20 protein-coding genes are annotated in these 23093 nt (G+C 48.1%); 4 read left to right on the forward strand and 16 right to left on the reverse strand.

Annotated elements, in window-relative coordinates; translation table 11 throughout:
- Nucleotides 1-111 precede the first annotated feature (111 nt).
- Together CVV54_05380 and CVV54_05385 are read left to right on the forward strand one after the other, a co-directional pair.
- Nucleotides 112-366 carry a DUF997 domain-containing protein gene (locus CVV54_05380; GenBank protein ID PKL04544.1) on the forward strand — a complete coding sequence of 85 codons (255 nt, stop codon included), beginning with the start codon at nt 112-114 and terminating at the stop codon, nt 364-366.
- Nucleotides 359-1837 carry a sodium/panthothenate symporter gene (locus CVV54_05385; protein PKL04314.1) on the forward strand — a complete coding sequence of 493 codons (1479 nt, stop codon included), beginning with the start codon at nt 359-361 and terminating at the stop codon, nt 1835-1837. Before CVV54_05380 ends, CVV54_05385 begins: the two co-directional genes overlap by 8 nt.
- Before the next feature lie 67 nt (nt 1838-1904).
- Here the strand turns inward: CVV54_05385 and CVV54_05390 are convergent, their stop codons facing one another.
- From CVV54_05390 to CVV54_05430, 9 genes are all read right to left on the reverse strand, one after another.
- Nucleotides 1905-3686, reverse strand: coding sequence for a hypothetical protein (locus CVV54_05390; protein ID PKL04315.1), 1782 nt, complete (start codon nt 3684-3686; stop codon nt 1905-1907).
- Nucleotides 3679-4383 carry a DNA-binding response regulator gene (locus tag CVV54_05395; protein PKL04316.1) on the reverse strand — a complete coding sequence of 235 codons (705 nt, stop codon included), beginning with the start codon at nt 4381-4383 and terminating at the stop codon, nt 3679-3681. The genes CVV54_05390 and CVV54_05395 overlap by 8 nt, the downstream gene beginning before the upstream one ends.
- An 11-nt stretch (nt 4384-4394) precedes the next feature.
- Nucleotides 4395-5084, reverse strand: a complete 690-nt coding sequence (phoU, locus tag CVV54_05400) for a phosphate transport system regulatory protein PhoU (GenBank protein PKL04317.1) — start codon at nt 5082-5084, stop codon at nt 4395-4397.
- A gap of 435 nt (nt 5085-5519) precedes the next feature.
- Complete coding sequence (locus CVV54_05405; GenBank protein PKL04318.1) at nt 5520-6290, reverse strand: phosphate ABC transporter ATP-binding protein; 771 nt, start codon at nt 6288-6290, stop codon at nt 5520-5522.
- A 1-nt stretch (nt 6291) separates the two neighbouring features.
- Nucleotides 6292-7158 carry a phosphate ABC transporter, permease protein PstA gene (gene pstA / locus CVV54_05410; protein PKL04319.1) on the reverse strand — a complete coding sequence of 289 codons (867 nt, stop codon included), beginning with the start codon at nt 7156-7158 and terminating at the stop codon, nt 6292-6294.
- A gap of 3 nt (nt 7159-7161) precedes the next feature.
- Nucleotides 7162-8058: a phosphate ABC transporter permease subunit PstC gene (gene pstC, locus CVV54_05415; protein ID PKL04320.1), complete on the reverse strand. Its 897-nt coding sequence runs from the start codon at nt 8056-8058 to the stop codon at nt 7162-7164.
- A 357-nt stretch (nt 8059-8415) separates the two neighbouring features.
- Nucleotides 8416-9243, reverse strand: coding sequence for a phosphate ABC transporter substrate-binding protein (locus CVV54_05420; protein ID PKL04321.1), 828 nt, complete (start codon nt 9241-9243; stop codon nt 8416-8418).
- Between the two features lie 161 nt (nt 9244-9404).
- Nucleotides 9405-10130: a hypothetical protein gene (locus tag CVV54_05425; protein ID PKL04545.1), complete on the reverse strand. Its 726-nt coding sequence runs from the start codon at nt 10128-10130 to the stop codon at nt 9405-9407.
- Between the two features lie 209 nt (nt 10131-10339).
- Nucleotides 10340-11854, reverse strand: a complete 1515-nt coding sequence (locus CVV54_05430) for a hypothetical protein (protein ID PKL04322.1) — start codon at nt 11852-11854, stop codon at nt 10340-10342.
- Between the two features lie 525 nt (nt 11855-12379).
- Between CVV54_05430 and CVV54_05435 the strand changes: the two genes are divergently transcribed.
- Nucleotides 12380-14263, forward strand: coding sequence for a hypothetical protein (locus CVV54_05435; GenBank protein ID PKL04323.1), 1884 nt, complete (start codon nt 12380-12382; stop codon nt 14261-14263).
- 63 nt (nt 14264-14326) lie between these two features.
- Here CVV54_05435 and CVV54_05440 read toward each other — a convergent pair whose 3' ends face one another.
- The 3 genes from CVV54_05440 to CVV54_05450 are packed head-to-tail and all read right to left on the reverse strand — an operon-like array spanning nt 14327 to nt 17251.
- Nucleotides 14327-15052 (reverse strand): NAD-dependent protein deacylase, encoded by a 726-nt coding sequence (locus tag CVV54_05440; protein PKL04546.1) that lies wholly within the window; start codon nt 15050-15052, stop codon nt 14327-14329.
- A gap of 10 nt (nt 15053-15062) precedes the next feature.
- Nucleotides 15063-15968, reverse strand: coding sequence for a methenyltetrahydrofolate cyclohydrolase (locus tag CVV54_05445; GenBank protein PKL04324.1), 906 nt, complete (start codon nt 15966-15968; stop codon nt 15063-15065).
- Nucleotides 15965-17251, reverse strand: coding sequence for a TIGR00299 family protein (locus CVV54_05450; GenBank protein ID PKL04547.1), 1287 nt, complete (start codon nt 17249-17251; stop codon nt 15965-15967). Before CVV54_05450 ends, CVV54_05445 begins: the two co-directional genes overlap by 4 nt.
- Nucleotides 17252-17449: 198 nt before the next feature.
- On the opposite strand from CVV54_05450, the gene CVV54_05455 reads away from it, so the two are divergent.
- Nucleotides 17450-19219, forward strand: coding sequence for a hypothetical protein (locus tag CVV54_05455; GenBank protein ID PKL04325.1), 1770 nt, complete (start codon nt 17450-17452; stop codon nt 19217-19219).
- A gap of 131 nt (nt 19220-19350) precedes the next feature.
- On the opposite strand, the gene CVV54_05460 is transcribed toward CVV54_05455, so the two are convergent.
- The 4 genes from CVV54_05460 to CVV54_05475 all read right to left on the reverse strand — a co-directional run bounded on the left by CVV54_05460 (nt 19351) and on the right by CVV54_05475 (nt 23091).
- A complete protein-coding gene (locus CVV54_05460; protein ID PKL04326.1) occupies nt 19351-19932 on the reverse strand; it encodes an indolepyruvate oxidoreductase subunit beta in 582 nt (193 codons plus the stop codon).
- A gap of 4 nt (nt 19933-19936) precedes the next feature.
- Entirely contained in the window at nt 19937-21697 is a 1761-nt protein-coding gene (gene iorA / locus CVV54_05465) for an indolepyruvate ferredoxin oxidoreductase subunit alpha (GenBank protein PKL04327.1), read from the reverse strand.
- 96 nt (nt 21698-21793) lie between these two features.
- Nucleotides 21794-22525: a CDP-diacylglycerol--serine O-phosphatidyltransferase gene (gene pssA / locus CVV54_05470; protein PKL04328.1), complete on the reverse strand. Its 732-nt coding sequence runs from the start codon at nt 22523-22525 to the stop codon at nt 21794-21796.
- A complete protein-coding gene (locus CVV54_05475; protein ID PKL04548.1) occupies nt 22522-23091 on the reverse strand; it encodes a phosphatidylserine decarboxylase family protein in 570 nt (189 codons plus the stop codon). The genes pssA and CVV54_05475 overlap by 4 nt, the downstream gene beginning before the upstream one ends.
- Between the last annotated feature and the right edge of the window lie 2 nt (nt 23092-23093).

Below are 23093 nucleotides of genomic sequence, written 5' to 3' on the forward strand. Positions count from 1 at the left end.
ATCGTTATACAAATTAATATGCTACAATCATACAGTTTTTGCTTTTAACGGTCTATACTTATCCTAGCGATCACTGGCAGGGGAGGACTGATCTTGAAAAACTCAACGATCATGAGAACAGCAAAAAAAGAAACATTTATAATCATTGGCCTTTATATTCTCTTTTTTGCATGGTGGTATGTTACAGCATACGGTTTCGGGGACGATCCTTCCGAGTACAGCTACATATTTGGCTTCCCGGAATGGTTCTTTTACAGCTGCATAGTTGGCTACGTCGGCATTTCTGTCCTCCTGTGGATATGTGTCAGGTTCTTTTTCGCTGACATAGATCTTGAAGAAAAGAAAGAGGGCAGAGAAAATGATTGAACGTACCGGCATGATACTGCCCCTAGTCCTTTATCTGGCATTGATAATGGGCATCGCATTATGGGGGAATACTTTCTCAAGAAAAAAATCCGATACCGCAGGATTTATGGAGGAATATTTTATAGGCAGCCGTTCAATGGGGGGATTTGTCCTGGCAATGGCTGTGATAACGACTTACATCAGCGCAAGCAGTTTTGTAGGAGGACCCGGGGTCGCATACAAAGTGGGACTCGGATGGATACTCCTTTCAATGATACAGGTGCCAACAGCTTTTCTTACTCTGGGAGTACTGGGCAAAAGGTTCGCTCTGATCGCCAGAAGGACAAAAGCTGTAACTATAACCGACTTTCTCAGGGCTCGATACAACAGTGATTATGTTGTGATCGCGGCATCTGTCGCACTGCTTGTCTTCTTTATGGCGTCCATGCTCGCACAGTTCATAGGTGGTGCAAGGCTCTTTGAGTCGATAACAGGATACTCCTACCGGACAGGCCTTATCATATTTGGGATAACCGTCATAATCTATACCACTGTCGGAGGCTTCAGGGCTGTCGTCCTGACTGATATGATCCAGGGCATTATGATGCTCTTTGCATCGGTAGCCCTGCTCTTCGCTGTGACCTCAGCAGGAGGAGGAGTGGCCAATATAATGGACACGCTGAGATCTATCGATCCGGACCTTCTTACACCGGGAGGAGCCGGAAATTCCATCCCAAAACCCTTTATCCTTTCATTCTGGGTACTGGTTGGATTCGGGATACTCGGCCTGCCTCAGACAACACAGAAATGCCTGGGGTTCAAAGATTCAAAGTCGCTGCACAACGCCATGGTGATAGGCACCTTCGTTGTCGGTTTCGTCATGCTCGCTATGCATCTCATCGGTGCCATGGGAAGGGCTGTCATTCCAGGGATAGAAATCGGTGATCTGGCTGTTCCGACACTCACCGTTAAGCTGATGTCACCATTCTGGGCGGGAATATTCATTGCAGGACCGCTTGCTGCGATAATGTCCACTGTCGACTCAATGCTTATCATGTGCTCTGCAGCGATAGTAAAAGATCTGTACTTCCACTATATCGCGCATAATGACCCTGAACTTCTGCCCCCGTCTAAGGTACGGTCCATGAGCTTCACAGTTACCTGTGTGGTAGGTGTCATAGTCTTCTTCGCAGCGATGAAGCCTCCCTCCCTGCTTGTATGGATAAACCTATTCGCTTTCGGCGGTCTGGAGGCAGTATTCTTCTGCCCTACGATCTTCGGCCTCTACTGGAAGAGAGCAAACTCTACCGGTGCAACACTCTCAATGATCACAGGCTGCGCAGCCTTTTTCTGGTTCAATATAACTAAGACAAGCATAGCGGGAACAACGGCCATAGTCCCGACACTGCTGATTTCTGTAATAGTATTTATCGCAGGGAGTTTTCTTGGAAAAGAGGAAAAGCCAGAAGTCCTTGAAATTTTTGACCTTTAGGCTTCCTGTTTATACAAAGTAAAGGGTAAAAACGAAGAGAGGGCATGATCGGCCCTCTCTTCGTTTGTTATATTTCTTCGTTGCTTATTGGTTCTGCCTTTGGCAGTGTCATTATGAAAGATGCCCCTCCAAGAGAGGATCTGCCCAACTCAAGTGAGCCTCCCTCGCGTTCCGAGATCTTTCTGGAGATAGAGAGCCCAAGACCGTATCCTCCTGCAGAGCTTCGGCTTCTGGCACGGTGTGAGTCTCCCCTTCTGAATTTTTCAAAGATTATATCCCGATCTTCTTCAGTTACTCCCGGGCCGTTGTCATCCACATATATATGAATGTTATGATCATCTTCTTGAACTGTAACTTCTATTCTTCCCTCCGTCTCCCGGGAAGATGAGACATACTTTACACCGTTTTCGACCAGATTGAAAAGAGCCCTTCGAAGGTCTCCGTATACTGTTCTGACCGTAATGTCTTCCTCCGGCAGGATGGCCTTTATCTCTATCTTCCTGCTTGCGGGAAGCTCTTTTACGTCAGATATTATGTCGCGGACTATCTCTTTGAGATCTACTTCTTCTCTTCTGTTCCCCTGAGGATCAACGTCAAGCTTCACCAACAGGAGAAGATCCTCAACAAGGCCGCTTATCCGTTCCTGTTGGCGTATCATACTGTCAACGGCCTTAATATCCTCAATATCTGTCAGAGAGTCGCCTGATTTCAGAAGTTCAAGCCCCGTTCTAATTACTGTCAACGGAGTCTGGAACTCATGACCCGCATCTATAAAGAATTCCCGCCTGGCCTCATCCAGCTTGATCTTATCCGTCAGATCCTCAAGAACGATCATCCTGCCGCGTGTAAGTGTAAGCGTCGACATTTCGATCTTTGAGCCTCCGCTGCGGGATAGGCTTATCATCCTTCTTCCGTCTCCTTCATCAAGCATGCTGCACATCTCATCGGAAGGAAGGATCACTTCTATGGAGAGACCTCTCGCAGGCTCGTTGCCAGCCCTTCCGCATATCTTTGAAGCAGCACTGTTCATGTAACGGATTTTTCTAGCCTCATCGATGAGTATCACGCCGACAGGGAGCGCACCAACGAGCAGAGAGAGTTCCTCTTTTCTTTCCTGCGCCTCCCTGACGCTGAGCTTAAGGGAGTCTGACATCGAATTCAACGCGTTCGAGAGGTTTTGTATCTGAGGATCGTTTGTTATAGGGAACCTTGCTGTTCCTCCGGCCGCTATCGTCTGTGCAGATTCGCTCAGCAGATCAAGCGGCTTTGTTACGAAATGGAGCATCAGATATGAACCTAACAATACGAAGAAAAGCATGATCTCCAGTGAATAGAGGAATGGTTTTGCCATGGATAGAGCAAGGCTGTTCAGCTCTTCAAGCGGGTAGGACAGCCTTATGACCATTCCCTGCCCCGGAATCCCGGGGATGATCACCCTTTTAGCCATGTAATTCTGCCACTCAGATTGTGTCTTACTGTATCTTAGTTCTGACCCGCTCCCATCCTCGAAAGCTTTTATGATCTCAGGCCTCTTGTAATGGTTGTCCATTTCATTCGGATCGCTTTTGCTGTCGATGACTACCTCACCCATGGTATTTATTACGGTAAGCCTGCCCCTGGGGTATATTTTTTCCCAGAGAGACTGGATATCTCTGATCCCCTTCAAGCCGTCCTGCTCTCCTGCCGCAGCAAAAGCGTCAAGATATCGGGAAAGGGTCTCCCTGTTTTCTTCTACAACTTCTCTGCGCTCGTTTTTGTAAATAAATGCCCAGACACCGATGCCGATAAGCACGACACACAAGGTAAGCAGCAGAGCTGTTTTTTTTCTGAGAGTCATTTTTTTAAACATCAAACTGTTCCTCCTCCCAGGAAAGCCTGTATCCACGTCCCCTGGATGTCTGGATCAGAAGGTGGGGGCTTTTGCCGTCATCTAGTTTTTTTCTGAGTCTCGAGATATGGACATCGATCGTCCTTGTATCCTCGCCGCTGATCCCCCAGATCTTCTTTAATATTTCCTCTCTGGAAAGAGTCCGTCCGATCCTTCCGGCCATGAGCTCAAGTATCTCAAATTCCATTGGGCTGATGTCAATGGGCACGCCGCGAAGAAATGCCTCTCTTTCTTCCCTGTCTATCTTCAGGTCTCCGTCCTCTATCGTCCTTCCGGTTTCTTCGCCTTTTTTTCTTCTAAGAAGTGCTCTGACACGTGCAAGAAGTTCGTCAAGGCTAAAAGGTTTTCTCATGTAGTCGTCAGCGCCAAGGTCAAGTCCCTGCACAGCGTCTTCAGCTGAACTTCTTGCTGTCAGCATGATGATCGGAATGTCTTTAGTTGCAGGATCGGATTTTGCCCTTCTGCAGACCTCCCATCCGTCCATAAGCGGCATCATGAGATCAAGTATAACGAGATCTGGAAGCTCTTCTCCGACAAGAAAGAGCGCGTTGTCACCGTCGTGGGCTGTTATCACCCTGTAGCCATGCTTTTTCAGCGCCCTGCCGATGAATTCAACAAGACTCTCTTCGTCGTCCGCAATGAGAATTTTTTCAGCCATGAGGCTTCCTCCTATGAGTCCTTTTTTCTCCTATACTGGGACGCCTTTACCGTCTTGCCTGTGTACATATAGGCTATCCTCTCCGCCACGTTTGTCACGTGATCTCCCGCCCTTTCAAGTGTGCGGGATACATTCATCAGCTGCAGTGACTGCTCTATTCTCTCGGGCTTTTCCATCACCATGAGAAAAAGCTCCCTCATTATCTGTTTTTCAAGATCGTCAACCTGATCATCCATAGGAAAAACTTCCATTGCTTTTTCCGGAGATCTCGTATCCATTGCCGTCATTGCCATATCGAGCATCCTCTTTATGCATTCAACCATGCGCGGAATGTCAATAAGGGGTTTTATTGGTGTTTTTGAAACCAGTTCTATCGCTGTCTTAGCTATGTTTCCTCCATAATCGCCTATCCTCTCAAGGTCTACGGCTATATGCATTATAGAGGTCACAGTCCTTAAGTCTTCTGCAAGAGGCTGGTAACGGGCTGCGAATTCCATGCATGCCTCGTCTATTTTATCTTCAAGATCATCTATCATATCATCCTTTTCAAGGACTTCGCGCGCCGCAGCCTCGTCTCTGTTTTTCAGTGCCCAGACTGCGTTTTCAAGGGCTTCGCCGGACATCCTCGCCATCCTGAAGACCATTCTTTTCAGCTCGGAAAGATCTTCATCAAGTCTTTTTCTCGTATTTATTACGTCCATCATGATACCCCCTTTAATTGTGAAGCTGCGAACTATTAAATGCGGCTGAGCAATTGCTGAGCGGTGGCTGAGCAGTCGCTGAGCGATCGTAAGATCAGGCGGAGACTGCATCCGCCGGGAGTCAATTGGGAATCGGTTGCGAATCAATTGTCACAACCTAAGCACCAAGTCCCTTATAGTCGCCCCAGGATGCCTCTGGTGTAATTACCAGCCGATTCGCGCAAATCGTAACTCGTTGGCTTTCTGACCGTGAGTCGGGGCCTGGATTCCCGCTCGAAGGCATACGGGAATGACGGTCCTTTGAATTCTTAGTTTATAGTATTAAGGTTTTCGCAACTGCTTGTCTATCGCTTGCCAGCCCCTACAACTGATTTGCCATCGATTTGCAATTGATTCCCAACCGGCTCCCGCGGTATGTTTTTGCCGCAGTTTCTCTTATCCGAACCTGCCTGAGATGTAATCTTCGGTCTTTTTATCGGACGGTGAAGTAAATATCTTCGGTGTCCGGTCATACTCGATTAGGTCGCCGAGCAGGAAAAAGGCTGTAAAGTCTGATACACGGGCTGCCTGCTGCATGTTGTGAGTTACTATGGCAACTGTGTAATCGCCTTTGAGTTCCCTGATTAGCTCCTCCACCCTGGCTGTGGACATAGGGTCAAGTGCACTCGTAGGTTCATCCATGAGGAGCACTTCCGGCTGGGTAGCTATGGCCCTTGCTATGCAGAGCCTCTGTTGCTGTCCTCCCGAAAGCCCGGTGCCCGGTGATGAAAGTTTATCTTTTACCTCATCCCAGAGTGCAGCCCCCCGAAGACTTTTTTCAACCGTTTCGTCAAGTGCGCTTTTATCTTTTAAGCCGTTCAGTCTCGGACCATACGCCACATTTTCATATATCGACATCGGGAAAGGGTTGGGCTTTTGGAAGACCATTCCTACCCGACGCCTAAGTGCTATGACATCAGTCTCAGGAGAGAGTATGTTCTCCCCTTCCATTTCTATCGTACCCGTGATCCTGGCTGACGGGATGAAATCATTCATCCTGTTCAGGCATCTGAGGTAACTGCTCTTTCCGCAGCCTGAGGGACCTATGAAGGCTGTTACCTTTTTGCGTCCGATATCAAATGTGATGTTTTTCAGCACCTGGTTGTCTCCGTAAAAGAGATCCAGAGCAACCGTCTTTATCTGCACATCGAAAAGATCACTGCTCATATTATTGCCTCCCGCTTCTCGCCGCAAGTCTTGATCTTGCAACGACTCCAATTGCGCTCGTTCCGAGTACGAGACCTATAAGCACAAGTATTGCTCCGTACTGTATCGGCCTTGTAGCCTCAAGGTCAGTAGATGCCGTAGCCAGGACATATATGTGATAAGGAAGGGCCATTACCTGGTCAAAGACGCTCTTTGCCACTTCCGGAGCGAAAAAGGCTGCTCCCGTGAACATGATAGGGGCTGTTTCCCCAGCTACCCGTCCTATTGAGAGTATCGTTCCTGTAATTATAGTAGAGGCAGCTGACGGCAGGACCACTTTCAGTATCGTCTGGCATTTGGTCGCACCTAGTGCGTATGACGCGTCCCTGTAGTCCTGAGGAACAGCTAGGAACGCCTGTTCGGATACTGTAACAATGAGAGGCAGGGAAAGACATCCAAGAGTCAGTCCCGCTGAAAGCAGACTTGATCCAAAATTTAAAAATATAACAAAGAGCGAGAGACCGAAAAGACCGTAAATAACAGAAGGAACCCCTGCAAGGCATCTTATCGATACTCTGAGCACCCTCGTAAGCCAATCATCCTTGGAATATTCCGCAAAATACAGACCTGTCATTATACCTATCGGCAGTGCGGCTGCCATTGAAACAAATACCAGTTGTATCGTTCCTACTAAAGGAGTCATTATGCCGCCTGCGGTCATGCCGTCCCGCGGCGCTTCTATCAAAAAATCTAATGAGAGCGTCTGCCAGCCCTCTTTGAATAGAAAGACCGCTACACCTGCAAGGACAGCGACAAGCATAAAGGCCGCCAGACAGAAAAGAGAAGTCATCGCGAGGTCTTTGATCTTGCGCGATCGGTTTCTGTTCATCCCCTATCTCTTCCTCCTCTCTACATAAAAAGAGGCCAGATTTATTGCGAGCGTTACTGCAAGGAGTATAAGTCCCGCAAAAAAGAGAGCATGGTAATGTGTGCTCCCTACCGGGGTCTCTCCCATTTCGGCCGCTATTGTTGCAGTTAGGGGCCGCACAGGATCAGTGAGCATGGTCGGAATGATCGCTGCCCCTCCCGCCGCCATCAGGACGACCATAGTCTCACCAAGGGCTCTCATTACCCCAAGCAGGGCCGCTGCTGTGATACCGGAGAGGGCATATGGCACAACGACCCTTCGGGTCGTCTCCCAGCGTGTTGCCCCCAAAGCATAGGAAGCATCACGAAGTTCCTGCGGAACGGCAGACAGAGCTTCTTCTGAAAGTGAAGCTACGACCGGTATGACCAGAAAACCCAGAAGGATCGAGGCATTTAGCAGATTTAGCCCTGTAGCTATGTTGAGGCTATGCTGCAGCCAGGGCGCGAGGACCATCATTCCAATGAAGCCCAGGACTATGGAGGGCAAAAATCCCATCAGTTCCATCATGACCTTAAAAAAGCTCCTGAGCCTTCTCGGTGCTATCTCTGCCGTAAATATGGCAAGGGCCACAGCTATCGGAAGCGCAATCACGCTTGACAAGAGCGTCGCAGACAAAGTCCCGGCTATAAGGGGAAGCATCCCAAGTGCGGGCGGTTCTTCGACCGGATACCAGTCCCTGCTCAGGAATATCTCTGAAAGGGTTGATTCCCTCAGTACAGGCATCCCGTTTGTTATAAGAAATCCCAGGATAAAGAGCATGATCAGAATGCCGATCATGGAAACAGAGCGGACAAGATTTGAAATGATCCTGTCCCCCCTGCCTCCAAAACCGCTGACAATTTTTTTCTGCCGTTCTTTCATGTTTTTTTTCCTCTCTGATTGTTCATTCTTAAGCTGCAATTGCGTTTATTTTGTGTTGGTTGCTTAAAAGTAAGCGGAAGACTTTATCCACCGGTAGTCAATTGGTAATCGGTTGCAAATCTATTGCGAATCAATTGTCATAAACTAAACACCAAGCCCCTACTTGTCTCCCCGGTATGCACTTGGTGTAACTACCAGCCGATTCGCGCAACTCGTAACTCGTTGGCTCTCTGGCCGTGAGCCGGGGTCTGGTCCTGACAATTGATTCCCAATCGATTTCCAATTGATTCCCAATCGACTCACGGCGGTAAGTTCGTCTGGCGTAATGCCGGACGAACTTACCGCCGGTCTTTCTATCTATTTCATTTCCTGAAGGGAGACAAATCCTGTGCTGTTTACTATCTTCTGTCCCGCCGGGCTCTGCATGTAGCTGATGAAATCCAGCACATCGCCCTCAGGCCATCCGTTGGTGAACATGTAGAGGTAGCGTGAGAGGGGATACTTGCCGCTGCGTGCGCCTGCCGCTGTACCTGCTACTCCGTCAACTGCCAGGGCTTTCACTGACTTGCTTACATATCCCATACCCTCGTAGCCGATAGCGTTCTTATTCTGCGAAACTGCTGTCATCATGGCTCCGCTGGAGGCAGTTACCTGTGCTTTGGGGGTGACTCTTGTCTTTTCGCCCTTATCCATTATCATTTCCTGCCATGTGCCGTAGGTACCTGAACTGGTATCACGTCCGATAACCACTATGGGGCTGTCGCTTCCGCCAACCTGCTTCCAGTTCGTGACCTTGCCGGAATAGATATCCTTAAGCTGAGCCTTTGTGAGTGACTTGACCGGATTTGAGGGGTGCACTACCGGAACAAGACAGTCAAGAGCGACTGCAAAGGGCACCGGATAGACTTTTTTATCCATGCATGATTTGATTTCCGAATCCTTTATGAACCTGGAGGCGTTCGCGATCTGGGCGCTGCCGTCGGCAAGGGACTTGAATCCGTTGCCTGTACCGGTACCTGAGACTGAGAATTTTACATTTGGATTCTGCTTTGAAAACTGCTCTGCCGCAGCCTGTCCAAAGGGAAGTACCGTCGTCGATCCGTCCATAACTATCTGACCTGCAAATGCGGCTGCTGATAGAGACATTACTGCGATCATTACTGCTGCAAAAATTATTTTTCTCATTATTCTTCTCCTCCTGTGATCTGTAATATATGAAGTATAGAGTGAGAAAGTTAACGCAGTATTTAATCTGTGTAACAGAAATGTAAAGGCTCCGGCAAATGCATAAGTTAAAAAAAAGGCAGAAAGCCGAAGCTTCTGCCCTTTTGATCTCAATGTTTGTGTTATTGCTGTTTTGCCAGTTCGTCCAGTCGCGTCTGAACCGTTGTTATCTCGTCGTTTATCCCCTGAAGCTGTTTTTCATGCTCCGCCTTGTCCTTGCGGAGCTTTTCAAGGCGCTTCAGGAGGCGGTCCGTTTCAAAGCGCGCCGCAGTCTTGCCCTGATAGAGCTTGGATGGGTCATCGTTGCCAACATCCCAGACGAATTGCGTATCAGATCCGTTTGTAAGCGGACTTATACTCGGACTCAATTCAAGTCTTACGCTCTTTACTCCGGCAAGAAGATCTTTGCCTGTCTTCTCATCATAACGGGGGAAATATACAAGGCCGTTCTTTTTGCCCTGAAATTTAAAATTGAAGCGCTTATCGTAATCAACAGGCTTATACAGCTTATTCCCTATCCTGAGCTTCACCATGATGTCAAATGGGCCGAGGAACATAGTTGGAGCATTGTTTATAAACTCTATCTCTATAGGTATCATTTCATCAAGCTTAAGTGCTCCCAAAAAGTTGTATTTGTAATTTTCAGCCTCACTATCTGTCCAGAGATTTGCCTGCGCTTCTTTCTGCATGAGTGCCTCAATGTACTCCGCAGAATAATAAGTGGCTTTGATCTCAAGATTTGCTCCATCCTCGTCAACTATTTTACGATTCTTTGTCCAGCGCTGAAGGACCTGATCATATGCGGCAGCATCAGCAGCCGCTGCTGGCATCAAAGAACAAAAAAACATAAACAACACAAAACAGACTATCTTTTTCAATAAAACTGCTCCTCTCCGTTTGGGCAATAAGCATGCCACAAGTATATCTAAATATATCAGTTATGACTATAGTTTTATAGATCAAATGGAGCATCATGTAAAGAGCAGAATTTATGAAACATGGATAATTGCCACTAAAAAAGGAGCCCTTTCGGGCTCCTTTTTAAAGCAAGTTAAAACTAGAAGCTTACGTTGGTACGGAAACGAACTACGCTTTCCTTACCATCGACAACGTTGAGAAGACCTGTTCCGTGGTCAACCTGATCGTAACCAAGTTCGAAGTAGATTGCCGGTGAGTACTGGTAACCAATACCAAGACCCCATTCTGTCGCATCATCTACACCAACTGTGTCAGCCTTGAAGTTTGCATAACGGAGGTATGAGCTCCACTTGTCGTTCCACTTCTGGTCAGCCTTAACAAAGAGGAACTTGCTGGTTCCGTTATCGGTAAGAAGGTTACGTCCAACATAGTCATAGTTGCTTCCGCCGATAGCATAACGGTCGTTGAGTGCATTCCAGAAATTGTTGTGCTGCTGGCTGTATTCGATCCAGAGAGAGGTGAACTTAAGGGCATCCTGTTTGACTTCGAGAATAGCCTTCCATGCGTTCGGGCTGCTGTCAAATCCGCCGGCGAGGTCTGTGCCGAGGTTCTGCCAGTAGTACTGACCTTTCAACGCGATGTTCGGGGTGAAACTGAAGCCTGCGTAGGCTGTGTAAGTCTTCGCATCCCAGTCACCGACAGACTGATCATGGTCTACTGTCATCCAGTAACCTGTGAGTCCGCCGAAGAACTTCTCGTTGGGCTGGAAGTGGAGGTCAAGAGCGTATGTCATTGCTTCGCCTTCAAAACCAATCATGGGGTCAAGGCTGTCAGAAGCGTCGTTACGGCCAACGATGAGTGTGGAATCCATCATGCCCCAGCTCTTCTTGAAGCGGAAACCGTCTGTGCGGAAGTCTCCGAAGATTGCGTCGTTGTCAGCGTAGAGACCGTAATCGCCTTCAAAGTCGACTGCAAAACGTCCAACGCGGAATGCGATGTCATAGGGAAGCTTCGTGTCTACATAAATGTGCGACCAGCGAAGTCCGCCTTCATCTCCAAGACCTTCGAAATTATTTGCTGCTGCATTATAATCACCTGCAGAATCGCCGCCTACACGCATCTGAGCATAGAAGCTGGTGTTTTCGTCGATCTGTTTCGTGAGGAACAGACGGAAACGCTCTTTGTTGAACTCGTTTTTGCCGCCGTTTGTGTAGAGATATGCGCCGCTGTCGCTGCTTGCAAACTTAGCGTCGAAACGGAACTGTCCGCGGATCTTCCATCCGCCGATGCCGTCTTCGAGGACTGCTACACGTTTGTCAAGTTTGTCAACTTTCACGCCGAGTGCGTCGAGTTCGTCTTTGAATTCCATGACGAGCTTCTTCAGCATTTCGAGATCCTGCTTGCTTGCCTTTTCAGCGTCTACCTTCGCGAGTGCGCGGGCTACAACTGATGCAACTTCGTAACGTGTTGCGGGCTGGGCGCCTTTGAATGCGCCGTCGGGATAACCGGATACTACGCCGCGTGCTGCGAGCTGTGCTACTGCATCATATGCCCAGTGGCCTGCGGGTACATCCATGAACGGGTTTGCTGCGAATGCCGGTGCTGCGAATGCTACCAGCGCGATTACTGCAAATACTGCCAAAAATTTCTTCATAATAATGTACAACCCCCTTGGTTGTTTTTTTGAATTTTTTTATATCGCAGACGATCTGCGCGGGGGGGTCGCCTCTAAACAGAAACAAGTCTCCAAGGTTTCCTCTTTCCTGTTTCGCGGCTCTCTCCCATGTTTCGCATCTGCCTTATCATTCTGCTCTCCTTTATTGGCGGGGGTTGTGTTCCACCACCTTTCGTGCCGTCAAGGGTCTTTGCAGAAGTCCAAGCTATTTGGGGTCCAAATTGTCAAGATTCGGATTTATGCGGGAATATCCCGCTCTGTAAGATTATACAAGTATTTCTACTGTGTCATATAGGTCTGTAGGCTCATTTTTCCATATAAGCCTCTCGCTGACAGGGTTTAAGGAACATATCCCTGCAAAAACTGCCTTCAGCCTGATGATTTTCAAATTATAGCAGATAGGACATCTGTCATAACAAATCAATTGCTTTCTGGGTTTCATTTTATCTGCAGCAAACTGATTTGCCTCTATAATTATTGATCATCTTATCCGGAGGTACTGATATGCGATCGGAATGGAAAATAACCGCCTGCCCGCACGACTGCCCCTGTGCCTGTACTATCTGGGCCAGATATCGTGACAGTAAGGTCGAAATGAAACCCCATGATAATAATAAATGGACGGAGTTCATATGCCCAAAGGGGCTCCGTTATGCTGAACGGGTTTTTGACCCCAGAAGGCTAAAGACTCCTCTGCTTAGATCAGGCAGCGGCTGGGAAGAGGTCACTTGGGAAAAAGCATGGTCCATCTGGGCAGACAAGGTTTCTTCGGGGATATCTGAGTCAGGTCCCCTATCTTTGATGTATTACTCAAGCGCCGGATCCATGTACTTTTCAAAGGGACTTATCCCGCATATTTTCAATGAACTGGGAGGATACACAGGAACAAGGGGATCGCTCTGTTCAAGCATCGGATCATCGGGACTTAAGGACGCCACTCTGGGATGGGGTGTTCCGTTCCTGACTCCTGAACTTCAGTCTGAGGCAAAGGGCATAATGCTTTGGGGAAGAAATTCCCTTGTAACGCAACCACAGATAAGGCAGGTCTTCCGCAAAGTACGAGAAAATGGCGGCGAAATAGCATCCCTTGAGGTAAGAAAGACTGAGACTATGGAAAACTCAGACAGGTCATGGTACATTGCTCCCGGAGGAGATTTTGCCCTGGCTGCATGGCTGTGCAAAAAAATGATCAGTTTGGGTGCATCTTCTCACGTATGGGAGAGCAGGGTCATAAATTACGAGGAATTCCTTGCTCACCTCATAAGTCTTGACGAAAAAAAACTTCTTGAAACTGCCGGAATAGATGAAAAAACTGCAAAAGAAATATTATCCTGGCTGATGAAGTTCCGGCCTGTGACACATATGCCATCTTACGGGTCCCAAAGATATCTCCACGGAGACATGCAGTTTAAGTGGATGTTTGCCTTATCTGTGATCTCAGGCGGCTTCGAAGATCCGCGTTCAGGCCTCAGTTTCGGAAAATACGAGCATGCGCTCTTTCCAAAAGAACTTATCCCCCGTTCTGACGATGTACGTAAATTCGGAACAGGCACGATGGGAAAAGAAATCCTTGATGCCTCACCAAAGATAAATGTGCTTCACATAACAAATGCAGACCCTGTTATGCAGAACCCCGGCAGTTCCGGCATAGTCAGGGCCATGAGATCGGTCCCGTTCAAGGTATGCACAGAAATATTCATGACCGAGACCGCGAAGGAGTGCGACCTTGTCCTGCCTGCAGCGACATATCTGGAAGAGGGGCATGACTGGCTCGGTTCATACTGGCACAGCTTCCTCGTCAGGAGCGAGAAGATCGTCGAGCCTCAGGGAATGGTAAAGTCTGACATAGAGATCTATGACGGACTGGCAAAGACCCTTGGACTGAAGACCAACCTGATAGAATTATATGAAGAAATGGACAGGCTGATGCTTAGTGGAAAGAGACTGGAAAAGGTGTCAGAAGGACTTTATGAATGGCAGGAGCCCATATACTGGACCGACCGCGGAACTATGGCGAAACTGCCTGCCAATATTCCTGCACTGCGTGTTAGTGAAAAGGAAGAACTGAGGCTTGTCACCTTCCACGTGAAAGATTATATCAACGGACACAGCTGCGATGCCCCAAGCATACCGGATATCCCTGATATATATTTGTCACCTGATGATATGGAAAAGATCAGTCTGGAAGAGGGCGATATGGTAACAGTCTATTCAAGGACAGGAGAACACATCGTAATGCGCACAAAGAGAGATGCTTCACTCAGAAAAGGCCTCGCTTCAGCAAAGCAGGGCGTGCCCGGCATAAACTTTCTAACAGAAGCACAGGAAGCTCCCGGCTGCGGAGCCCCCTATGCGGACACTTTTGTAAAGATCGAAAAAATCATTTAGTAGCAAGCAAGTCACTATTCAAAGGGAGAGGAGCATTCCAAAAAGGCCCTCTCTTATTTTGGTCTATTTCATATAACCTGCGACTTTTTCGAGATAGTTCCCTATCCCTTCGTGCACGACCAGATCTGCTATTTTATCAAGCGGAGTTGATTCCCTGTTGATTATTATCAGCTTAGCTCCGCTGTTTTTCGCCTGACGCGGAAAGTAATTGGCTGGAGAGACGACCAGTGATGAACCAAGGACTACAAATGTTTCGCAGTCGGAGCTCCACTCGTCGGCAAGCCTCAGCGGTCCGTCCGGAAGCATCTCCCCGAAGAGGACAACACCCGGGCGCAGCAAACCTCCACAGTCACATTTTTTACCCTCGAGGAAAAATTCTTTCTCCCATGTCTTTCCGCAGGAATGGCACCTGACTGGCTCAAGGCTTCCGTGAAGCTCTGCGATTTTGACCGAACCTGCCTTCTGGTGAAGCCTGTCGACGTTCTGGGTGATTATCCCAGTCACGTAGCCTTCAGCCTCCCATTCCGCAATGTATTTGTGCCCTTTGTTAGGCTGTACGCTCTCGGGTACATAAAGCCTGGATCTATAGAACTCCAGGAATGATTCATAATCATGTTCGAGCGTGTTTACTGAGGCGTACTGCATGGGGTCGACATGAGCCCACAAGCCCTCTTTCGACCTGAAGTCGGCAAGCCCCGATTCTGTACTGAGTCCTGCACCGCTAAAGACGACGACTCTGCTTTTTTTTATCTGTTCCGCAAACCATTTGGCTCCGCTCTCGATATCCATATCCATGAGATCACTCCTCCCTTAATTTTTTCAGGTCAGGAAGCAACAGGCTCTTCCCCAGTCTGCGCCTCGTGGCACAGAGAAGGAGATTCGCCAGCAGCAGGGAGACCGTTATGGGTCCCACACCTCCCGGAACCGGACTCAGCGCCTCGACACGCCCCTCTGCACCTTTTGCCACATCCCCTACCAGTTTTCCCTCTTCTGTGACATTAGTTCCGACATCGACCACCCAAGCATGGGATGGCAGTATCTCCGGGTCTACCATGCCTGCTACTCCTGCGGCAGCAATAACCAGATCCGAACCGGCAAGCACGTCTTTGAGCTGCTCAGAGGAAGTCCTTGTGTGGCATACAGTCACCGTAGCATGCCTGTGCATGAGCATCAGCGCGACAGCCTTGCCAACGTTTGGGCTCCTGCCAATAACAGCGCACCTGCTTTGCTCAAAAGAGCTCCTGCCATACCATTCAAGCAGCGAGATCGCCGCCCATGCTGTACATGGAAGAGGAATGGCTGTTTCGCCAAGATACAATCTGCCAAGGTTTTCCGGATGGACGCCTTCAACATCCTTTCCTGATGGAAGGCCGTTCAGTATCTCGTCAACAGGCCAACCCTTCGGAAATGGGGTCTGCAGTATTATTCCGTCAACTTCCTGATTTCTGCCTATCGCCGCCAGTTTTTTCAAAAAATCTTCTTTTGGAATATCACAGTCAAATTTTTCCAGTCTGGCTGATATGCCTGCCTCATTAGAGGCTTTCAGCTGGTTTCTGATGTACCTTTCAGCAGCAGGGTTATCACCCACCTGGACTGTCACCATTTGAGGCACCCAACCGTCTCTTACTCTGATGGCATCGACCGAAGCCGCTACCCAGTCCTTAATTTTTTTCGAAGTGATCCTGCCATCAAGTATCAGTGTCATTTTCCTTCTTCCCCGATTTCAGAATGGTCATGCGAATGGCTATGGGAATGGTGAAGCCCGTGATAATGACCATCCGTCTCCTTTGCATGCGGATCCTTCAAGTCTTCTTTGGTCATATTCAGTTTTGTCTCAAAGTCTCCCTGTATAAGTTTCGAGGATTTTACAGCCGTTTCCCTTTCACGCGCGATCAGAGAACGGACCTCTGATAATGGTATGGACCGTTCTGAAGCTATTTTTTTAATGTCCTCAAATTCGGGCATTTCCTTTATAATTTTGCCTCCCATGACCGCCATTTTTATCCTGACCGGACCAAGGGATGTTTCCAGTATTTCAGTGCTTCTTTCAAGCATAGATCTCTCAACATATATCTTTCTGACTCCAAGTGAAGAGCTCTCTCTGAGAAGGGTCTCCTGCAGCAGTTCTGAATAGCTTTCATGGCACAGCACGCAGACCTTTACCGCCGGTCTGTTCTTCTTCATCTGAATATTCTCGAACCAAACATCAAGTGCCCCTGCATCAAAAAGTTTTTCCATCAAAAATGCAAGGTCCTGTGGAAGCATGTCATCTATGTTTGCAGACAGTTCAACGCCCCTGTCAAATAGTAACGCATCGTTCTTTTCAAGCATAGTTGCTCTCAGGATATTTGGAAGAATTCCGTCTCTGCTGCCCAGGCCGATCCCTGTATCCGCTATTTTTCCGTGTGGCATTCCGGCAGATATTCTGCCCCCAAGAGACTTGACCAGGACAGCTCCTGTAGGGGTTACCCTCTCCATCGGATCTCCCTCTGAATATACTGATATACCCTTGAGCAGTTCCACAGTTGCAGGCGCAGGGACAGGCAGTACCCCGTGGGCACAACTGACTGTTCCTGAACCCACGTTGAGCGGTGAAAAAACAACTTCGGGCCATCCAAGATATTCAAGCATGATCATCGCACCGGTTATGTCGATGATGGAGTCGACCGCCCCAACCTCGTGAAAATGGACATGGTCGGCCGGTTCGCCGTGCACCTTACCCTCCGCTTCGGCCAGAAGAGTGAATGCCCTGACGGTCATCTTTTTGACTTCATCTGAAAGAGTGCTTCCTTGTATCATTTCTTCTATATATGAGAGATGCCTGTGTACATGTCCTTCTTTTGAATCAACATCGAAACGCAGACCGGAAATGCCTCCTCTTTTATCTTTAAAGAGATCCAGGCTGTATCCTGAAAGCGGCATTTTATTAAGTTCTTTTTTTAGATGTTCGAAACTGTCGGTCATGTCAAAAAGTGCGGCTAAAAACATATCTCCCGCTATCCCCGCAGAACAGTCGACATATAATATTTTTGATCCTTCGGCTAAGTTGCCCAATTTACACTCCCCTTTGAAAACTGCTGTTTATGCCTATTTTATATTATTTTAGGTAATAATACCTTAATTAATAAATGAACAGAGGTAAAATTATCATAGATAAATTTAACAATTTAAGGAGGCATTTTAAAAATGCAGAGATTATTAAAAACGTTCATGGCCGCACTTTTTTTAATTGTTTTTTCAGGGGCAGCTTTCGCTGCATCATTTGGGCTTGACGTAGATTCAATATACTTCAATGCTGATGAAAAGGTAGACATCGTCGGCGCCGGCACTTCAAGGGTCGCTGACGGCAAGATCGATGCTTCTTTCACCCTTGCGGTAAGCGGAGCCCAAGCTATAACAGAGATCTCGCTTAGAAATGATACTACAGGCAAGATGTGGAGCACATCTCCGTCAAACTCTGTAGGGCTTCTTACTGTAAAAAACAGCGGAGGCAATATCCTGAACACTTCAGGCAGGCTTCCGGTGACGCCCGTACTTATGGGGGCTGACTTTAAGCTCTACATTAACGATGCTGAGGGTTCAATACCTAATGATTCAGATTTCACAGTGATCGTCAGGCTTATCGACAACCAGGAGGTCACCGGCAAGACAAGCGTCAAAGGGTTGAGCAAAGTCACTCCGGCGGCTACTGTTGGAAATTCATCGGAGGGTATATACGCATTTGAGATAAATGGGATCAGCCAACACGACTACGCCGGAACAAATGAAAAAGTCGGAGCTGACGGCAGAAACGATCAGCAGTTTACCCTTGCCCTTAATTTCAGAGACGGAGCAGTCAGGGCAGTAAAAATATCAGCCCGGACCTACTCCCAAAATGCTCAGTGGGATACGGTAGCTGGAAACAACATCCCGATAGTAACAGTTATCGACAGCGGTAACAACATAATGAACAGGACAGACGGTACCGTCGCCTTTGCTGTGAGGGGCGCACAAAAATATACTCTCCTTACTCAGGACAAAGACGGAATAATGGGTGACCAGTCAGTTAAAGCAAGAATAACTATCAGCCTCGCTGACGGACGCATATTCGAAAGAGATGCCGTAATGGGCAGCAATACAACAGCGTTCAAAGAGACGCTATCCGTTGAGTACAAGGGCAGCGAAAATTATGACTTCACCGGACAGAATGAAAAAATGGAGTCCAATCTCAACCCTGACAGATTGATCCGCGCTGTAATAAACGCATCAGGCACCATTACAGGAGTCAGGGTCAGATCCGCAACTAGCGGAAAGGTCTGGGATACTATCGCAGGCAACAGCAACCCATTAGTCGTATTGGTGTCCGGTCCCAAGCTGAACCATTCTGACGGGACGATCTCCATTCCAGTAAACGGGGAAAAAGCATTGAATCTGTGGTTTGACGAGGAAGACAGCAGGAATGTCGGACCCTATCAGGTCACATTTGTAATGTCCAACGGTCAGGTGCTTGAGGCATCTACAGGAAACACACCTGCGGCCCCCGCTGCGACAGTGACAAAGGCGGACCGCTCTGCAGTTTTCACTTCTGCCAGGCCTGTATTGGTCAATATCGACCATGTCGGCAAGAATAAAAAGAGAGCTGCAAACGGCTACAAGGATACGGCCCTTAACATAAAGATAACAGGGAAGGGTAATATCAAATCGCTGATCCTTTCAAGGGATAATTCAGGAAAGAGCTGGGACGGAAAGGGCTGGGATACGCTTCCTGAAAATAATGGCAGATGGCTTCTCGGTGTAAGGGAAGGCAACAGGATTCTTAACCATAATAACGGAGCCGTGCGCATCCCTGTAAACGGTACAAAGACATACCAGCTGCTGATGCAGGACAATGGTGACCTTCGAAAGAACCGCGGGCATCTGAAGCTTTCTGTTACGTGGGCTGACGGACAGGTCACAGAATCATATTTGAAATGGTAACTATCCGGAGTTAAATAATCTAAATAAAGAAATGGCCGGTCTTATGGAGATTTCATACTCTGAAGACCGGCCATTTTTTTATCTGTTGTTTCTGCTCAGCTTATTGCAGTACTTTTATTATTTTCTTTGAGCTACTGTTCAAGACCTGCCTTGAAAGCTTTTATGTTGAGATCCAGAAGTTTCGCTGGTACAAGTTCATTTAAGACTGATTCCCAATCTATGTCCTCTAATCCCATTGCTTTTACTAGTGCTCCCAGAAGGACTACGTTCTGTGCCTTGATGTTTCCGAGACCTTCTGCAATTTCGCCGGCGTTGAATATCTTAAGGTCAGGAACTTCTTTCTCAAGCTTTTCAACTACTTCATCGGGGTATTTCGCTGCACCTGTAAGGACAGGCAGGGAGTATATCTCGAAATTATTGACGACGAGTCTCCCTCCCTTTTTGAGGTACTTAAGCCAGCGTACAGCTTCGACTTTTTCAAATGCCACCAGTACGTCAGCCTCTCCTTCAGGAACGACGGGAGATGCCACTTTTGTGCCAAACCTGACGTGTGTGGTAACGCTTCCCCCTCGCTGAGACATTCCGTGGATCTCAGACATCTTTACATCGTAGCCTTTGCGGACAAGCCCCTCTGAAAGTATTTTCGAGGCAAGTATGGTCCCCTGTCCGCCTACTCCAACAAGAAGGATGCTTTTGGTATCGTTTTTCTTCATGGTCCTATACCTCCCTCGATATGGCATTCTTAGGGCATATCTGCAGGCATATACCGCAGCCGTTGCATGATGCTCGATCAATGAAAACAACGCCGTCCCTGAAGTTGAGCGCAGGGCATCCGGCCTTCATGCACATTTTGCACTTTATGCACTTATCCTGGTCTATCACGCACTTCATGTTCGCCCTCGCTTTGATGACGTCCTTGATCAGAGCGCAGGGGGATGTAGTTATTATCACAAAAGGTTCACGCGACTCGTAGCCTGACCTGATCGCGTCTCTGGTGGCCGTAAGGTCATAGGGGTCAATAAGGCGTACGTTTTCTTGCTTCACGCCGCATGCCACGCATACTGCCTTCAGGTCGACCTGGTGAGTCGGCTCGCCCATCAATGTACGTCCCGTTCCGGGGTTCTCCTGATGTCCTGTCATTGCCGTTATCCTGTTGTCAAGTATGTTTATGACTATAGGGGCTTTGTTGACTACAGCATCGATCAGGCCTGTTATGCCCGAATGGAAGAAAGTTGAGTCTCCAATGACTGCAAAGACCTTTTCTTTTCTGCCGGCTTTTTCCACCGCCTTGCTGAACCCTACCCCGCCGGAAACACTGGCTCCCATGCAAATTACAGAGTCAGTTACGCTCAGGGGGGGCACTATGCCAAGCGTGTAGCAGCCTATATCACCAGTTACGACGATATCTTTATATTTTCCAACTTCATAGAAAAATCCTCTGTGTGTACATCCTGCGCAAAGTACCGGAGGACGTGGGGGAACTTCTGCGTCAATGGCATATCCTCGCTGCTCTTCGTTCTCAGGGAAGAAAGCTCTTCTTATTATTTCCGGAGTCAGTTCGTCCACCCAGGGGAGTTTTTCTCTGCCGGTGCACTGTATTCCCATGATCTTAACGAAGTCTTCAATGTATGGCTCGTTTTCCTCTATTACATAAAGTGTCTCGACCATCCCGGCAAATTTTCTTATCAGCCTTTCCGGGAGTGGCCACGTGAAGCCCAGTTTAAGATAAGATACTTCATCCCCGAAGACTTCCTTTGCATGGTTGTATGATATTCCGCTTGTTATTATGCCGATTTTCTTTGGGCCATCCTCAATGCGGTTCAGGGAGGTATTCTCGCTGAATTCCTTCATTGCAGCGATCCTGTCTTCCATTATATATTTGCGTTTCTTGGCGGATGCGGGAGCCATTACATATTTGGAGATATTCTTTGCGTATGGCCTGACAGGGACTTCTTTTCTGGATGATGTTTCGACGAGTGTTTTGCTGTGGCAGATCCTTGTCGTGACCCTGAAAAGAACAGGGGTATCGAATTTTTCCGAAATATCGAAGGCCTCTTTGACAAAGTCAAGGCACTCCTGACTGTCAGATGGTTCAAGCATTGCGAGTTTGGCATGTGAGGCGTAGTATCTGTTGTCCTGTTCGTTCTGTGAGCTGAACAGTCCGGGGTCGTCAGCCGTCACAACTACAAGACCCCCGTTGACTCCTGTGTAGGCAAGAGTAAAGAGAGGATCAGCCGCAACGTTGAGCCCGACATGCTTCATTGCAGCGAGAGCTCTTCCGCCGGCCATGGAAGCTCCAGCAGCGACCTCAAGCGCGACTTTTTCATTTGTTGACCATTCTGAATATACATCTTTGTAAGTTGACAAGTTCTCGAGGATCTCTGTGGAAGGTGTTCCCGGATATGCAGCTGCTACGTGCAGTCCTGCTTCCCAGGCACCCTGGGCTATTGCTTCGTTGCCTGTCATTATTTTCTTCATCAGTTTGCCCCCTTTTTAAAAAATCCCGGCCCCGGCTCACTTTAGCCGAAGTCGGGATCATAAACACTTATAAAAAACTGAAATAACCAGGTCAGTTTATTCTCCCTTTTCCGCAGATCTTTCCTCGAGCATCCACTCAGCCACATTTACCTTTGCAAGTCCTGTAAAAATATACATAAGCGAGATGGCCAGGAATGCCTTTTCCCTCAGAACCGCAAAAGAGAGGAGGAGAAATCCGATAACCCCGTAGAGCTTGACTCTGTTTACATTGTCCTTTTTCATCTTTTTCGCGTTGCAGTAAGGCACAGAGCTTACCATCAGGCCGCCTATAAAGAACATCATCACTATCGCTGCAAGAGGTGTAAGCGGTACTTTGGCTATCACAAAAGCTGCGAGAGTCAGTCCTCCGGCAGGGATCGGCAGACCCTGGAAGGGTCCTGCAGGAACGTGCGTGACATTGAAACGGGCAAGCCTGAGGACTCCGCAGAGGGCAAAGAATGAAGATGCCACAGCACCCCATACTCCGCCTTCCATTCCTATATAAGCGGCATAGATCAGAAATGCAGGAGCGACGCCGAAGCTAATAGCGTCAGCGAGACTGTCCAGCTCTTCCCCGAAAACACTGCTTCCTCCGAGGCTTCTGGCTACCCTTCCATCCATTACGTCGAAAAATACAGCAAAGCATATAAGCACAGCAGCCGGCACAAAGTGCTGGTGATATGTCATTATCAGTGAAGCTACTCCGCAGAATACGCTTCCGCTGGTTATCATGTTGGGTATTATTTTACTTATTGGTATGTTTCTGATCCTTCTGTCACGTTTTCTCATTTTTTTACCACTCCGATCACAGTTTCCCCCGCAACCACCCTGTTGCCGATATTTACAGCCGGTACGACAGATGGAGGCAGATAGACATCGACCTTTGAACCAAGCTTTATCATACCATAACGCTGGCCTCTGTCCAGAGTGTCACCTTTGCTGACCCTGCAGACTATCCTCCTTGCAAGTATACCAGCGATCTGCACAAGAAGGAAACGGCCGTTTTCTGACTTGGCCCCTACGTAGAAACGCTCGTTTATCTCGGAGGCCTTAGGTGCTATCGCGAACCATTTCTTGCCGGGGACATATTTGACATATTCGACCCTTCCTGATGTCGGGAAACGGTTCACATGAACATCAAACCCATTCATGAATATGCCTATTTTTGTTGCCCTGCCGGTATATTCGTGGTCAACTTCCTCTATTTCGACCACCTTGCCGTCAGCCGGACTGACCCATCCTGCAGGCGCATCCGGGACTCTCTCAGGATCACGGTAAAACCAAATCGCCAGCATCATGGGAAATGCAAGTATCACGGATATCCAGGGAGAGACAAATCCTCCCCCTATAACCATGA

This window comes from Synergistetes bacterium HGW-Synergistetes-1, from assembly GCA_002839185.1.
In the GTDB taxonomy this organism is placed as follows: domain Bacteria; phylum Synergistota; class Synergistia; order Synergistales; family Synergistaceae; genus Caenicola.

Bases quoted from the DNA above. Each gene is read 5' to 3' on its own strand.
- CVV54_05380 (PKL04544.1), top strand. From the start codon at position 112: ATGAGAACAGCAAAAAAAGAAACATTTATAATCATTGGCCTTTATATT.
- CVV54_05385 (PKL04314.1), top strand. From the start codon at position 359: ATGATTGAACGTACCGGCATGATACTGCCCCTAGTCCTTTATCTGGCA.
- CVV54_05390 (PKL04315.1), bottom strand. From the start codon at position 3,686: ATGTTTAAAAAAATGACTCTCAGAAAAAAAACAGCTCTGCTGCTTACC.
- CVV54_05395 (PKL04316.1), bottom strand. From the start codon at position 4,383: ATGGCTGAAAAAATTCTCATTGCGGACGACGAAGAGAGTCTTGTTGAA.
- phoU (PKL04317.1), bottom strand. From the start codon at position 5,084: ATGGACGTAATAAATACGAGAAAAAGACTTGATGAAGATCTTTCCGAG.
- CVV54_05405 (PKL04318.1), bottom strand. From the start codon at position 6,290: ATGAGCAGTGATCTTTTCGATGTGCAGATAAAGACGGTTGCTCTGGAT.
- pstA (PKL04319.1), bottom strand. From the start codon at position 7,158: ATGAACAGAAACCGATCGCGCAAGATCAAAGACCTCGCGATGACTTCT.
- pstC (PKL04320.1), bottom strand. From the start codon at position 8,058: ATGAAAGAACGGCAGAAAAAAATTGTCAGCGGTTTTGGAGGCAGGGGG.
- CVV54_05420 (PKL04321.1), bottom strand. From the start codon at position 9,243: ATGAGAAAAATAATTTTTGCAGCAGTAATGATCGCAGTAATGTCTCTA.
- CVV54_05425 (PKL04545.1), bottom strand. From the start codon at position 10,130: ATGTTTTTTTGTTCTTTGATGCCAGCAGCGGCTGCTGATGCTGCCGCA.
- CVV54_05430 (PKL04322.1), bottom strand. From the start codon at position 11,854: ATGAAGAAATTTTTGGCAGTATTTGCAGTAATCGCGCTGGTAGCATTC.
- CVV54_05435 (PKL04323.1), top strand. From the start codon at position 12,380: ATGCGATCGGAATGGAAAATAACCGCCTGCCCGCACGACTGCCCCTGT.
- CVV54_05440 (PKL04546.1), bottom strand. From the start codon at position 15,052: ATGGATATCGAGAGCGGAGCCAAATGGTTTGCGGAACAGATAAAAAAA.
- CVV54_05445 (PKL04324.1), bottom strand. From the start codon at position 15,968: ATGACACTGATACTTGATGGCAGGATCACTTCGAAAAAAATTAAGGAC.
- CVV54_05450 (PKL04547.1), bottom strand. From the start codon at position 17,251: ATGTTTTTAGCCGCACTTTTTGACATGACCGACAGTTTCGAACATCTA.
- CVV54_05455 (PKL04325.1), top strand. From the start codon at position 17,450: ATGCAGAGATTATTAAAAACGTTCATGGCCGCACTTTTTTTAATTGTT.
- CVV54_05460 (PKL04326.1), bottom strand. From the start codon at position 19,932: ATGAAGAAAAACGATACCAAAAGCATCCTTCTTGTTGGAGTAGGCGGA.
- iorA (PKL04327.1), bottom strand. From the start codon at position 21,697: ATGAAGAAAATAATGACAGGCAACGAAGCAATAGCCCAGGGTGCCTGG.
- pssA (PKL04328.1), bottom strand. From the start codon at position 22,525: ATGAGAAAACGTGACAGAAGGATCAGAAACATACCAATAAGTAAAATA.
- CVV54_05475 (PKL04548.1), bottom strand. From the start codon at position 23,091: ATGGTTATAGGGGGAGGATTTGTCTCTCCCTGGATATCCGTGATACTT.